The 13194-nt window shown below is 69.6% G+C and carries 10 protein-coding genes and 1 tRNA gene; all 11 read right to left on the bottom strand.

All coding sequences use genetic code 11. The annotated features are described in order from the left end of the window. Positions 1-3436 (bottom strand): DNA-directed RNA polymerase subunit beta' (gene rpoC, locus RB150_10770; GenBank protein ID MDQ7821016.1); only part of this gene is annotated, 3436 nt, incomplete at its 3' end. A 28-nt stretch (positions 3437-3464) separates the two neighbouring features. Then, positions 3465-7061 carry a DNA-directed RNA polymerase subunit beta gene (rpoB, locus tag RB150_10775; protein ID MDQ7821017.1) on the bottom strand — a complete coding sequence of 1199 codons (3597 nt, stop codon included), beginning with the start codon at positions 7059-7061 and terminating at the stop codon, positions 3465-3467. 371 nt (positions 7062-7432) lie between these two features. Next, complete coding sequence (gene rplL / locus RB150_10780; GenBank protein MDQ7821018.1) at positions 7433-7816, bottom strand: 50S ribosomal protein L7/L12; 384 nt, start codon at positions 7814-7816, stop codon at positions 7433-7435. 98 nt (positions 7817-7914) lie between these two features. After that, positions 7915-8481, bottom strand: coding sequence for a 50S ribosomal protein L10 (gene rplJ, locus RB150_10785; GenBank protein MDQ7821019.1), 567 nt, complete (start codon positions 8479-8481; stop codon positions 7915-7917). 267 nt (positions 8482-8748) lie between these two features. Continuing rightward, positions 8749-9465 (bottom strand): 50S ribosomal protein L1, encoded by a 717-nt coding sequence (rplA, locus tag RB150_10790; protein MDQ7821020.1) that lies wholly within the window; start codon positions 9463-9465, stop codon positions 8749-8751. A 28-nt stretch (positions 9466-9493) separates the two neighbouring features. Then, a complete protein-coding gene (gene rplK / locus RB150_10795; GenBank protein ID MDQ7821021.1) occupies positions 9494-9919 on the bottom strand; it encodes a 50S ribosomal protein L11 in 426 nt (141 codons plus the stop codon). A 12-nt stretch (positions 9920-9931) separates the two neighbouring features. Continuing rightward, complete coding sequence (gene nusG, locus RB150_10800; protein MDQ7821022.1) at positions 9932-10600, bottom strand: transcription termination/antitermination protein NusG; 669 nt, start codon at positions 10598-10600, stop codon at positions 9932-9934. Positions 10601-10644: 44 nt separating this feature from the next. Beyond that, the gene (secE, locus tag RB150_10805; GenBank protein MDQ7821023.1) at positions 10645-10917 is read right to left on the bottom strand and encodes a preprotein translocase subunit SecE; all 273 of its coding nucleotides are present in this window, start codon (positions 10915-10917) and stop codon (positions 10645-10647) included. A gap of 118 nt (positions 10918-11035) precedes the next feature. After that, positions 11036-12412, bottom strand: a complete 1377-nt coding sequence (locus tag RB150_10810) for a diguanylate cyclase (GenBank protein MDQ7821024.1) — start codon at positions 12410-12412, stop codon at positions 11036-11038. A gap of 160 nt (positions 12413-12572) precedes the next feature. Beyond that, positions 12573-12649, bottom strand: a tRNA-Trp gene (locus tag RB150_10815). Positions 12650-12919: 270 nt separating this feature from the next. Next, positions 12920-13072, bottom strand: coding sequence for a 50S ribosomal protein L33 (gene rpmG, locus RB150_10820; protein ID MDQ7821025.1), 153 nt, complete (start codon positions 13070-13072; stop codon positions 12920-12922). Positions 13073-13194: the final 122 nt, after the last annotated feature.

Genomic DNA, 13194 nt, shown 5'->3' on the forward strand with positions numbered 1-13194 from the left:
AGAGTTCCGCCGAGATCTTGATCGCCCGGTACCGGGACATGCCGGTGCCGGCGGGGATCAGCTTGCCGATGATGACGTTCTCCTTCAGCCCGATCAGCGGGTCCACCTTGCCCTTGGTGGCCGCGTCGGTGAGTACCCGGGCCGTCTCCTGGAAGGAGGCGGCCGACAGGAAGCTCTCGGTGGCCAGGGACGCCTTGGTGATCCCCAGCAGGACCGGACGGGCCTTGGCGGGCTCCAGGCCCTCGGCGATGGCCTTGGCGTTCTCCTCCTCGAACGCGAACTTGTCCACCAGCTCCCCGGGCAGGAACTCGGTGTCGCCGGGGTCCTCCACCTTCACCCGGCGCAGCATCTGCCGGACGATGATCTCGATGTGCTTGTCGTTGATGTCCACCCCCTGGGACCGGTAGACCGACTGGATCTCCTGCACCAGGTAGTTCTGCAGGGCGTGGATGCCGCGGATGCGCAGGATGTCGTGGGGGTTCACCGATCCCTCGGTGAGCTGGTCGCCGCTCTCCACCCGGTCGCCGTCGGCCACCCGCAGCCGGACCCCGTAGGGCACCGGGTGGGCGATCTCCTGGCCGTCCTTGGTGACGATCACCAGCCGCCGGGTGCCCTTGGCCTCCACGATCTTCACCCGACCCGACGCCTCGGCGATCACGGCCTGCCCCTTCGGCTTGCGGGCCTCGAACAGCTCCTCCACCCGCGGCAGCCCCTGGGTGATGTCGAACCCGGCCACACCGCCGGTGTGGAAGGTGCGCATGGTCAGCTGGGTGCCGGGCTCGCCGATGGACTGGGCGGCGATGATCCCCACGGCCTCGCCGATCTCCACCATCTTGCCGGTGGCCAGGTTGCGCCCGTAGCACTTGGCGCACACCCCATAGCGGGTCTTGCAGGTCAGGACCGAGCGCACCAGCACCTCCTCGATGCCGGCCTGCTCGATCTGCTCCGCCGCCTCCTCGGTGATCTCCTGGTCGGCCTCCACCAGCACCCTGCGGCCTCGGGGGGTGACGATGTCCTCCACCGCCACGCGCCCCACGATGCGGTCCTTGAGGGGCACCACCACCTCGTTCCCCTCCTTGATGGCCGTCATCACCACGCCCTCGGTGGTCTTGCAGTCCTCCTCCCGGACGATGACGTCCTGGGCCACGTCCACCAGGCGGCGGGTCAGGTAGCCCGACTCCGAGGTGCGGATGGCGGTGTCGGCCAGCCCCTTGCGCTGGCCGTGGGTCGAGATGAAGTACTCCAGGACCGTCAGCCCCTCCCGGAAGTTGGCCTTGATGGGCATCTCGATGATCTTGCCCGAGGGGTCGGTCATCAGGCCCCGCATGCCGGCCAGCTGGCGGATCTGCTGGATATTCCCCCGGGCGCCCGACTGGGCCATCATGTACAGGGGGTTGAAGGTGTCGAAGGTCTTCAGCATCGCCTCGGTGATGTCCTCGGTGGCCTTGGTCCACACCCCGATGACCTGCTGGTACTTCTCCCGCTCGGTGATGAGGCCGCGCCGGTACTGCTGCTCGATCTCCTGCACCCGGCGCTCGGCCGCGGACAGGACCCGGGCCTTGTCCTCGGGGATGTTGATGTCGTCGATGGCGATGCTCACGCCGGACCTGGTGGAGTAGCGGAAGCCCAGGTCCTTCAGGGCGTCCAGCAGCTGCACCGTCTTGGTGGACCCCAGGCGGTTGTAGGCCTCCGAGACGATCTGGGACAGCACCTTCCGGTCGCAGAGGTCGTTGATGAACCGCAGCTCCTCGGGGATCGCCTCGTTGAAGATGACGCGCCCCACGGTGGTCTCGATGGGCTCGCTGTCCCGGGTCAGGCGCACCTTGATCCGCGCGTGCAGCTCCACCGCCCCGCTCTCGTAGGCCAGCAGCGCCTCGGTGGGGGTGCTGAAGACCTTGCCCTCCCCCCGCGCCCCGGGCTTCTCCTGGGTCAGGTAGTAGCACCCCAGAACGATGTCCCGGGTGGGGCTGGTGATGGCCTTGCCGTAGGCGGGGGAGAGGATGTTGTAGGCCGACAGCATCAGCAGCCGGGCCTCGGCCTGGGCTGCGGCCGACAGGGGCACGTGGACGGCCATCTGGTCGCCGTCGAAGTCCGCGTTGTAGGCGGTGCACACCAGCGGGTGCACCTGGATGGCCTTGCCCTCGATCAGGACCGGCTCAAACGCCTGGATGCCCAGCCGGTGCAGGGTGGGAGCGCGGTTGAGCAGCACCGGATGCTCCTTGACCACCTCCTCCAGCACCCCCCACACCTCGGGGCGCGCCCGCTCCACCATGCGCTTGGCGCTCTTGATGTTCTGGGCCAGGTTCTTGTCCACCAGCTTCTTCATCACGAAGGGCTTGAACAGCTCCAGGGCCATCTCCTTGGGCAGCCCGCACTGGTGCAGCTTGAGCTTGGGACCCACCACGATGACCGAGCGGCCCGAGTAGTCCACCCGCTTGCCCAGCAGGTTCTGGCGGAAGCGGCCCTGCTTGCCCTTGAGCATGTCCGAGAGGGACTTCAGCGGCCGGTTGTTCGGGCCGGTGACGGGGCGGCCCCGGCGGCCGTTGTCGATCAGGGCGTCCACCGCCTCCTGGAGCATGCGCTTCTCGTTGCGCACGATGATCTCCGGCGCCCCCAGGTCCAGCAGCCGCTTGAGGCGGTTGTTGCGGTTGATGACCCGGCGGTACAGGTCGTTGAGGTCCGAGGTGGCGAACCGGCCGCCGTCCAGCTGCACCATGGGCCGCAGGTCCGGAGGGATGACCGGGATGACGTCCAGGATCATCCACTCGGGCCGGTTGCCGCTCTTGCGGAAGGCCTCCACCACCTCCAGGCGCTTGAGGATCTTCATGCGCTTCTGGCCCGTGGCATCCCGCAGCTCGGCCCGCAGCTGCCGGGACAGCTTCTCCAGGTCCAGCTCCTGCAGCAGCTCCTTGATGGCCTCGGCGCCCATGCCGGCCCGGAAGGCGGTGCCGTACTTCTCCCGCATCTCCCGGTACTCGTTCTCGCTGAGCAGTTGCTTCTTCTGCAGGGGCGTGGAGCCGGGATCGATGACCACGTAGGAGGCGAAGTACACCACCCGCTCCAGGGCCCGCGGGGACATGTCCAGGAGCAGGCCGATGCGGCTGGGCACGCCCTTGAGGTACCAGATGTGGCACACGGGGGCGGCCAGCTCGATGTGGCCCATGCGCTCCCGGCGCACCTTGGCCCGGGTGACCTCCACCCCGCAGCGGTCGCAGATGATGCCCTTGAAGCGGATGCGCTTGTACTTGCCGCAGTGGCACTCCCAGTCCTTGACGGGGCCGAAGATCCGCTCGCAGAACAGGCCGTCCCGCTCGGGCTTGAGGGTGCGGTAGTTGATGGTCTCCGGCTTCTTCACCTCGCCGTGGGACCAGGCCCGGATGGTCTCCGGGGAGGCCAGGCTGATCTTCACCGCATCGAAGTTGTTGACGTCCTGCATGACCGCTCTCCTCCGGCGGCGTCCGCGCCTAGTAGTCCTCCACCAGTGCCTCTTCGCCTTCCAGGTTGATGCCCAGGGCCCGGGCGGTCTCGGCGATGTCCTCCTCGATCTCCTTGAGCTCGATCTCCCGCTTGTCCTCGCTGAGGACCTTGACGTCCAGGCACAGGGACTGCAGTTCCTTCACCAGCACCTTGAAGGACTCGGGCACGCCGGGCTCCTGGATGTTCTCGCCCTTGACAATGGCCTCGTAGGTCTTCACCCGGCCCACCACGTCGTCGGACTTGACGGTGAGCAGCTCCTGCAGCGTGCTGGCGGCCCCGTAGGCCTCCAGGGCCCACACCTCCATCTCCCCGAAGCGCTGTCCGCCGAACTGGGCCTTGCCGCCCAGGGGCTGCTGGGTGATGAGGCTGTAGGGCCCCGTGGACCGGGCGTGGATCTTGTCCTCCACCAGGTGCAGCAGCTTCATCATGTAGATCCAGCCCACGGTCACCTTCTGGTCAAAGGGCTCGCCGGTGCGGCCGTCCCGCAGCTGGATCTTGCCGTCCTCGGGCAGCCCCGCCTCCCGCAGCAGGCGCTTGATCTCCGCCTCCTTGGGGCCGTCGAAGACCGGGCACTCGGCCCAGACGTTCAGGCGCTCGGCCGCCCACCCCAGGTGGGTCTCCAGGACCTGCCCCACATTCATGCGGCTGGGCACGCCCAGCGGGTTCAGGATGATGTCCACCGGGGTGCCGTCGGGCAGCATGGGCATGTCCTCCTCGGGCAGGATCACCGAGATCACGCCCTTGTTGCCGTGGCGGCCGGCCATCTTGTCGCCCACGGTGATCTTGCGCTTCTGGGCCACGTAGACCCGGACCAGGGCGTTCACGCCGGGCGGCAGCTCGTCACCCTGCTCCCGGCTGAAGACCTTGACCGCCACCACCTTGCCCTTCTCCCCGTGGGGCACCTTCAGGGAGGTGTCCCGCACCTCCCGGGCCTTCTCGCCGAAGATGGCCCGCAGCAGGCGCTCCTCGGCGGTGAGCTCGGTCTCCCCCTTGGGGGTCACCTTGCCCACCAGAATGTCGCCGGCCCGCACCTCGGCGCCGATGCGCACGATGCCCCGCTCGTCCAGGTCCCGCAGGGCCTCCTCGCCCACGTTGGGGATGTCCCGGGTGATCTCCTCGGGACCCAGCTTGGTGTCCCGGGCCTCCACCTCGTACTCCTCGATGTGGATGGAGGTGAACAGGTCCTCGCGCACCAGGCGCTCGGAGATGACAATGGCATCCTCGTAGTTGTAGCCCTCCCAGGGCATGAAGGCCACCAGCACGTTGCGGCCCAGCGCCAGCTCGCCCTGGTCGGTGCAGGGCCCGTCGGCGATCACGTCCCCGGCCCGCACCGTGTCGCCGGTGCGCACGATGGGGATCTGGTTGATGCAGGTGCCCTGGTTGCTGCGCTGGAACTTGATCAGGCGGTAGACGTCCCGCCCCCGGTCGGTGCGGACGACGATCTCGTCGCCGCTCACCGACTCCACCACGCCGTCCCGGCGGGCGACCACCACCGCCCCCGAGTCCACCGCGGCCCGATACTCCATGCCCGTGCCCACCAGGGGCGCCTCGCTGCGCAGCAGGGGCACGGCCTGGCGCTGCATGTTGGACCCCATCAGGGCCCGGTTGGCGTCGTCGTGCTCCAGGAACGGGATCAGGGCCGTGGCCACCGACACCGTCTGCTTGGGGGAGACGTCCATGAAGTCCACCTGCTCGGGCGGCACCAGGACGATCTCGTGGCCGTGCCGGGCCGATACCCGCGGCTCGCTGAGGCGGCTCCGCTCGTCCACCCGGGCGTTGGCCTGGGCGATGACGTACTGGTCCTCCTCGTCGGCCGTCAGATAGCGGATCCGGCGGGTGACCACGCCGTCCCGCACCTCCCGGTAGGGCGTCTCGATGAACCCCAGGTCGTTCACCCGGGCGTAGGTGGCCAGGGACGAGATGAGGCCGATGTTGGGGCCTTCCGGGGTCTCGATGGGGCACATGCGCCCGTAGTGGCTGGGGTGCACGTCCCGCACCTCAAAGCCCGCCCGCTCGCGACTCAACCCGCCCGGACCCAGCGCCGACAGCCGGCGCTTGTGGGTCAGCTCCGCCAGCGGATTGGTCTGATCCATGAACTGGGACAGCTGGCTGCTGCCAAAGAACTCCTTGATGGCGGCCACCACGGGGCGGATGTTGATCAGGACCTGGGGCGTGATCTGCCCCGTCTCCTGGATGGTCATCCGCTCCCGGATGACCCGCTCCATGCGCAGCATGCCGATGCGGAACTGGTTCTGCAGGAGCTCGCCCACCGACCGCACCCGGCGGTTGCCCAGGTGGTCGATGTCGTCCACCCGCGCGCCCTCCTCGCCCCGGTGCAGGCGCAGCAGGTAGCGCACCACCTCCACGATGTCGTCCCGCACCGCCGCCGGGTGGCGCACCCCGTCTCCGGCCGCCACGTAGAGCACCTCCCGGGTCGGGGGCGCGAGGCCCAGGACCACCCGGGTGCCCGGCTCCAGCTTCTTGATGTCCACCGGCGCGCCGTCCACGCGGACCGACACCCGACCCAGCTGGCCCGTGAACTCCCGGCCGTCCTTGAGGGCGAGGGTGAACTCCTTGCGCTCTCCCCGGCGGACGGTCACGTCGGCCACCTCGCCCCCGGTGGCCTGCACCAGGGTGCGGAAGGTCAGGGGAGCCTCCAGCCCCAGCTTGCGGTTGAGCTTGTGGCGGCCCACCTTCCCCAGGTCGTACCGGCGCGGGTCGAAGAACAGCGTCTGCAGCAGCTGGCGGGCGCTTTCCACGGTGGGGGGGTCGCCCGGCCGCAGCCGGCGGTAGATCTCGATGAGGGCCTCCTCCACCGCCCGCGGCCCCTTGCGCTCCTTGACCGGATCCCGGGCCAGGGTGGCCTCGATGGCCGGATCGCCGTCGTAGAGCTTGAGGATCTTCTCGTCGCTGTCGTAGCCGATGGCCCGCAGCAGCACCGTCACCGGGATCTTCCGGGTGCGGTCGATGCGGGTGCTGATGACCCCGGCGGGGTCCATCTCCAGCTCCAGCCAGGCCCCCCGGTGGGGGATGACGGTGGCCGTGGGCGTGGGGCGGCCCGAGCTGTCCTGGACGAAGCTGTAGTACACCCCGGGGGAGCGGACCAGCTGGCTGACCACCACTCGCTCGGCCCCGTTGATGATGAAGGTCCCCCGGCGGGTCATGAGCGGGAGGTCGCCCATGAAGACCTCCTGCTCCTTGATCTCCCCGGTCTCCCGGATGACCAGCCGCACCCGGACCTTCAGCGCGGCGCTGTAGTTGTAGTCGCGGTCGCGGCACTCCTCCTCGGTGTACTTCAGCCGCTCCAGGCGGTAGCCCCCGAAGTCCAGGGGAGCGTCGTCGTCAAAGACGCTGCCGGGCTCGGGGCGGCGGCGGCTGGTCTCCACGGCAAAGTGCAGTTCCAGGTTGCCGGTGAAGTCGGTGATGGGGGAGACCTCTTCGAAGACTTCCCGGATCCCCTCCCGCAGGAACCACTCGTAGGACCGCCGCTGGACCTCGATGAGGTCGGGGACGTCCAGGATCTCCGGGATCTTGGCGAAACTCACCCGGGTGCGGCGACCGCGGGTGACGACCTGGCCGGCCACCGCGACGGCGGCGCGGGCCGGGGTCGGGATGGCGGCGCGAACCGGCAGCCGGCGGGCGCGGGTCTTCACGGGGTTGTGGTCACCTCCAGCACAGGGTCAGTGCGGCCGGCCGGACGGGGACACGCGCCGGACCCCCGGCGGGGCGCCCTGGCCCCTCCAGGCCGGGTCTCGGCGTGCAGTTGTCCTCAGGGATAATGGCACTCAATGAAACAGCGAAAGCAAGGCCGGCGCGCCTCGCTTTCGGGTGTCGGCGTCTTCGTCGGGTCCCGGCGTCCGCGTCCCGGTCGCAAAACCGTAACCTTAATAGTACCGGGAGCCCCGCATACCGTCAATACCCGGATGGGCCCCCGGGCCAGACGCGGGACGGCCGCTTACTTGATCTCGACGGTCGCCCCCTCGGCCTCCAGCTTGGCCTTGATCTGTTCGGCTTCGGCCTTGCTGACCTTCTCCTTGATGGGCTTGGGGGCGCTGTCCACCAGGTCCTTGGCCTCCTTCAGGCCCAGGCCGGTGATCTCGCGAACCACCTTGATGACCTGAATCTTCTTCTCCCCCACGGTCTTGAGGATGACGTCGAACTCGGTCTGCTCCTCGGCCGCCGCCGGGGCCCCGGCCGGCGCGCCGGCCGCCGGCACCGCGGCCACGGCCACCGGCGCCGCCGCGGTGATGCCGAACTTCTGCTCCAGGGCCTTGACCAGGTCCGCCAGCTCCAGGACCGTGAGGTTACCGATGGCCTCCACGATCTCCTCGGTGCTCAACTTCACCCCTGCGGCTTTCGCCCTGACTTCCGCCACCGTCACTCACCCTCCCTTTCGTCGTCCATCATGATCCCACCGCTGCCACCCGCCCGCCGGGCTCAGGCCGCCTGCTCTCTCGCCCGCCGGATCTGCTCCACCACCGACACCAGTGCGCGCGGCAGCCCCGCCGTCACCCCCGCCAGGCCCGCCAGGGGCGCCCGCAGGGCGCCCGCGGCCATCGCCAGCAGCTGCGACCGGGACGGCAGGTCGGCCAGCCGCCGGACCCCCTCGGCGGTCAGGATCCGCCCTTCCACCAGCCCGCCCTTGATCTCCAGCTTGCGCATCTGGCGGATGAAGTCCACCAGGACGCGGGCGGGCGCCACCGGATCGTCTCCGGCGAAGACCACCGCCGTCGGCCCCTGGAGGAATGGCGCCAGGTCGGGGATGCCCAGGCTCTGGGCAGCCCTCTGGAACAAGGTATTCTTGACCACCTTCAGGTCCGCGCCGGCCTCCCGCAGCCGGCCCCGCAGCGCGGTGATCTCCGCCGTGTTCAGCCCCCGGTAGTCGGTGAGGATGGCGGCCGAGGCATCCGCCAGCCGGGCCCGCAGAGCCTCCACCTGCTGGACCTTCTCCGGCCGCACCACGTGGGTGGCCACTCGGTGACCCGACGTCCTCTCCGGCGTCATGCTGACTCCCGCTCCCCCCAGACAGCGCAGGCCGCCGCGGACACCCCCCGACGCGGCGGGCGAGGACCCGCGGCGGCCGCCGGTCACGGTCGCCGGATGCCTCGGCAGGCGATCCTCATCCGGATCCTTCGGCCCTCAGGGCACCTGCTGTCTGCGGCCCGTCTGCAGTTGTCGGCAGCGCCACGGAGTGTACCACACTCCCCCGGCGGCATGCAATCACGCGACCCGCGCGCGGACACCCGGCTCCCGGACGGTGGCCCGTCCCCCTCAGGCGGTCGCCGCCCGGAGGAGCGCCTCCGCCTTGAGGGGATCCACCCGGACCCCCGGCCCCATGGTGGTGCTCAGGGTGATCGAGCGCAGGTACTGGCCCCTGGCCGCCGCCGGGCGCGCGCGGACGATGGCGTCCAGGAATGCGGTGAAGTTGGCCAGCAGCTGCTCCTCGGTGAACGAGACCTTGCCGATCCCCGCGTGGACGATCCCGGCCTTTTCGGTCCGGTACTCGATCTTGCCGGCCTTGATCTCCCGGACGGCCCGGGCGATCTCGAAGGTGACGGTCCCCGCCTTGGGGTTGGGCATCAGCCCCCGGGGTCCCAGAATGCGCCCCAGCCGCCCCACCAGGCCCATCATGTCGGGGGTGGCCACCGCCACGTCGAACTCCAGCCAGCCCCCCTGGATCTTCTCCACCAGGTCCTCCGCGCCCACGTAGTCGGCGCCCGCGGCCTCCGCCTCCCGCGCCTTCTCGCCCTTGGCGAAGACCAGGACCCGGACCTGCTTGCCGGTGCCGGCGGGCAGGGTCACCGTGCCCCGGACCTGCTGGTCGGCCTGCTTGGGGTCGATCCCCAGGCGGATGGCGCACTCCACGGTCTCGTCAAACTTGGCCGTGGCCATCTGCTTGATCAGCCGGATGGCCTCCTGGGGGCTGTAGAGAGCCTTGCGGTCCACCAGGGCGGCGTTGCGCAGGTAGCGCTTTCCGTGCCTGGGCATGGGGCAGCGACCTCCGTCCGGGCGGGCCTCAGCCGACGATCTGGATCCCCATGGAGCGGGCCGTGCCCTCGATCATGCGCATGGCCGCCTCCAGGTCCGTGGTGTTGAGGTCCCGCATCTTCTGGCGGGCAATCTCCCGCAGCTGGGCCCGGGTGATCTTGCCCACCGGGGTCTTGTTGGGTTCCCCCGACCCCTTCTCCACGCCCGCCGCCTGCCGCAGCAGGACCGAGGCGGGGGGCGTCTTGGTCACGAAGGAGAAGGTTCGGTCGGCGTAGATGGTGATCTCCACGGGCACGATGGTCCCCGCCATGGAGGCCGTGCGCTCGTTGTACGCCTTGCAGAACTCCATGATGTTGACCCCGTGCTGGCCCAGGGCCGGCCCCACGGGGGGAGCCGGCGTGGCCTTGCCCGCCGGGATCTGCAGCTTGACCACCGCCACGACCTTCTTGGCCATACCCCCGCTCCCTTACACCTTCTCCACGTCGCCGAAGTTCAGCTCCACCGGCGTGGCCCGGCCGAAGATGGACACCAGGACGCGGACCTTCTCCTTCTCCACCATGACCTCGTCCACCACCCCGGTGAAGTCGGCGAACGGACCGGTGGTGATCCGCACCTGCGACCCCTTCTGGAAGGCCACCCGATACCGCGGCGGTTCCTCCCGCAGGCGCTTGAGCAGGCGCTTGACCTCCTGGTCGTCCAGGGGCACCGGTCGGTTGCCCGACCCGACGAATCCCGTGACCCCTGGGGTGTTCCGGACCACGTACCAGGAGTCGTCGTCCATCACCATCTCCACCAGGACGTAGCCGGGGTAGATCTTCCGCTCGACCTCCCGGCGCTTGCCCCCCTTGATCTCCTTTTCCTTCTCGGTGGGCACCAGCACCTGGAAAATCTTCTCCCCACCCTGGGAGCGCATGGACTGCATGCGCCGCTCCAGGTTGGACTTCACCTTGTTCTCGTAGCCCGAGTAGGTGTGAATGACGTACCACCGGGCCCGGGGATCCCGGGGCTTCTCCGCCACCTCCTCCGGCTCGGCCTCCGCCTGCTCGGCGGCCGGCTCCTGAGGGGGCGCGTCCGTCACCGGCTCGTCGGCGAAGATTTCCTTGATTTTCTGCTCAAGGGTGGGATCGTTCAACATCGTCACCACCACCGGGACCGCTGTCCGCCCGGCCGGAACGCCGGTCAGCGGACCAGGACCCGGGTGAAGATCCAGGTGAACAGGGCGTCCCAGGCGCCCAGGTACACCGCCAGGATCACCAGGACCGCCACCACGACCACCGTGGAGGCCACCAGTTCCGTCCGGCCGGGCCACTCCACCCGCCGCAGCTCCACCCAGACCTCCCGCAGGTAGCGGGTGATCCTCTCGGCCACGGCGGGCAGTCTCCGGCCCGCCGCCGGCCGCGGCACGGCCCGGGCGGCTGTCGGCGTGGCGTTTGCCTGCGTCAGTCTGGCCATCGGGACCTCGCCAAAACAAAAAAAGACTGGAAAACGGCCATCGCCCATTATAGGGCGAGGGGGGTGGGGTGTCAACGCGCCTGTCTCAATCTCCCCAATCTGCGCAACCTGCGCGATCTCATCCTGCGCCATCCGCAGGGTCTGCGGGAGGAGGCGCGGTCAGCGCACCCGCAGGGCCGGGGTCGGGGGCCGGGGGGCCGGAGGTCGGCGGGGGAGCGCCCGAGCGGCCCGGGCCGGGGTCGGGGCGGCTGCCAGCCTTGTGGCGGTACATGGCCGCGTCGGCCTCGCGCAGGACGTCCTCCACGCTGCGCCCCGGCCGCCAGACCCCCAGGCCGATGCTGAAGCCCAACGCGGGTTCTTCGCCAGCCGCCGTCTCCAGCAGGCGCCGGGCCACGGCGGCGGCCCGGACATCGTCGGTACGGGGCATGAGGACGAGAAACTCGTCTCCTCCCCACCGGATCACCTCGTCGGCGGCCCGCACGTGCGACCGGAGGAACTTCGCCGCCTCCCGGAGCAGCTCGTCGCCGGCGAGGTGCCCGTACCGGTTGTTGACCTCCCGCAGCCCGTTGACGTCCACGACCGCGATGGCAAACGGCTGTCCGTGCCGCTCGGCCAGAGCGACCTCCCGCCGGATGACCTCCTCGAAAAAGTGCCGGTTGTGCAGCCCGGTCAGCGGGTCGGTGACGGCGAGCGCGCGGATCTGCGCCCGGTCCTGAACCGCCCGGCGCACCGCGGCGTCCAGCGCCCGCTCGAACCGCACCACCTCATCCCGCGCCGGCATCGGGTCCTCGATCGGCGGGAGGTCGGCAGGCAGCGTCCCCGCCGCCAGCGCCTCCGCCTGCGACAGGGCCCGCCGCAGGGGATCCACCACCATGATCCGCGTGCTCAGGTAGAGCAGTCCCAGGAGGGTGGCCAGGGTGGCCGCCGCCGTGGCCGCCGCCGACCGGACGTAGGCCCGCAGCCGGCGGTCGCGCTCGCCCAGAGAGGCGTACAGGCCGACGGAAGCCACGACCCGGCCGTCCCGGTGCAGGGGGAAGACGGCCTCCAGCACCCGGGTGCCTCCCTCGACCGTCTCATGGACGCGATGCCGGCCGGTCCGCAGGGGTTCGACATCGTGCGCGTCGGCCGGCCGACCCACCACGCCCGGCTGGGTGCTGTAGACCGCCCGGTAGCTTCCCCCGGACGGCGCGTAGAGCGTGATGCGGGTGATCTCCGGATAACGGGCCCGCAGGTCAGAGACATACCGGCGGATCCGGGACACGTCGGACAGGTCGGGCGCATCGCGGAATTCGCGCTCGAACAGGACCGCGGCCCCCCGGGCGCGCTCCACGTACTGGGCCGTGAGCGCGTCCCGCTGGGCGCGGAAGCCCAGAGCTCCCAGCAGCCCGCTGGCCAGCACCACCAGGACCCCCATGGGCGCGAACAGCTTGACGCCGAGGCTGGTGGCGCCATGCACTCGGTACCAGTGCCTGCGCAACACATCCGCCGGGGGCATCGGTCCTCACCCGCGCCGGCCGCACCCCCACTCTGCCCGCGGGAGGGCGGGCGCAGACGCGCGGACAGCAGCCCCCGCCCCGGCACAGAAGGCGCAGGAGGGCCTCAACCGTCAGGACTGCGACGCCTGGCAAACCGACGAAGCAGGTCGGGAAAAATTATGGCAGGGGCGGAGGGACTCGAACCCCCAACATCCGGTTTTGGAGACCGGCGCTCTGCCAGTTAGAGCTACGCCCCTCCGACATCCAAATCTACACGATCTGGGCGATCCGCTCAATCTCCTCAATCCACTACCCCGCTCCGACCCGGAGCAGGCGGGTGCGACCTTCTGAGCCTTCTCGATCCGCTCCCGCTCCGGCCCGGAGCCGTCCTGAGCGATCCGCTCACTCTCCGCGATCCGCTACCCTGTCCGGTCGGGCCCACCCCTGTGCGATCTCCGTTGTCCAGCCGGATCGGCCGCCGTGCCCTCGCCGTGCCCCGTGAATGGTGGGGGGATTGCGCACATCGGTCAGCGCGTCTCGCGGTGCACGGTGTGCTTGCGGCACCAGGGGCAGTACTTGCGCAGTTCGAGCCGGTCGGGGTCGTTCTTCTTGTTCTTGGTGGTGGTGTAATTCCGCCGCTTGCACGTCGTACAGGCCAGCGTGATGATCTCCCTCGTCATCCTCTGCCCCTTGGTTCGATCTACGCAATCTACTCAATCTGCTCGATCTGCTCGATCGTCCCGGTGCGGGAAGATTGAGGAGATCGAGAAGATCGGGGGGTCGGGAAGATCGGCACTACTCG

Source organism: Armatimonadota bacterium, assembly GCA_031081675.1.
Taxonomy (GTDB): domain Bacteria; phylum Sysuimicrobiota; class Sysuimicrobiia; order Sysuimicrobiales; family Kaftiobacteriaceae; genus Calidihabitans; species Calidihabitans tengchongensis.

What these genes read in the sequence shown, in the direction of transcription:
- nusG (MDQ7821022.1), bottom strand. Translation starts at nt 10,600, where the DNA reads ATGTTGAACGATCCCACCCTTGAGCAGAAAATCAAGGAAATCTTCGCC.
- RB150_10810 (MDQ7821024.1), bottom strand. Translation starts at nt 12,412, where the DNA reads ATGCCCCCGGCGGATGTGTTGCGCAGGCACTGGTACCGAGTGCATGGC.
- rplJ (MDQ7821019.1), bottom strand. Translation starts at nt 8,481, where the DNA reads ATGACGCCGGAGAGGACGTCGGGTCACCGAGTGGCCACCCACGTGGTG.
- rplA (MDQ7821020.1), bottom strand. Translation starts at nt 9,465, where the DNA reads ATGCCCAGGCACGGAAAGCGCTACCTGCGCAACGCCGCCCTGGTGGAC.
- rplK (MDQ7821021.1), bottom strand. Translation starts at nt 9,919, where the DNA reads ATGGCCAAGAAGGTCGTGGCGGTGGTCAAGCTGCAGATCCCGGCGGGC.
- rpmG (MDQ7821025.1), bottom strand. Translation starts at nt 13,072, where the DNA reads ATGACGAGGGAGATCATCACGCTGGCCTGTACGACGTGCAAGCGGCGG.
- secE (MDQ7821023.1), bottom strand. Translation starts at nt 10,917, where the DNA reads ATGGCCAGACTGACGCAGGCAAACGCCACGCCGACAGCCGCCCGGGCC.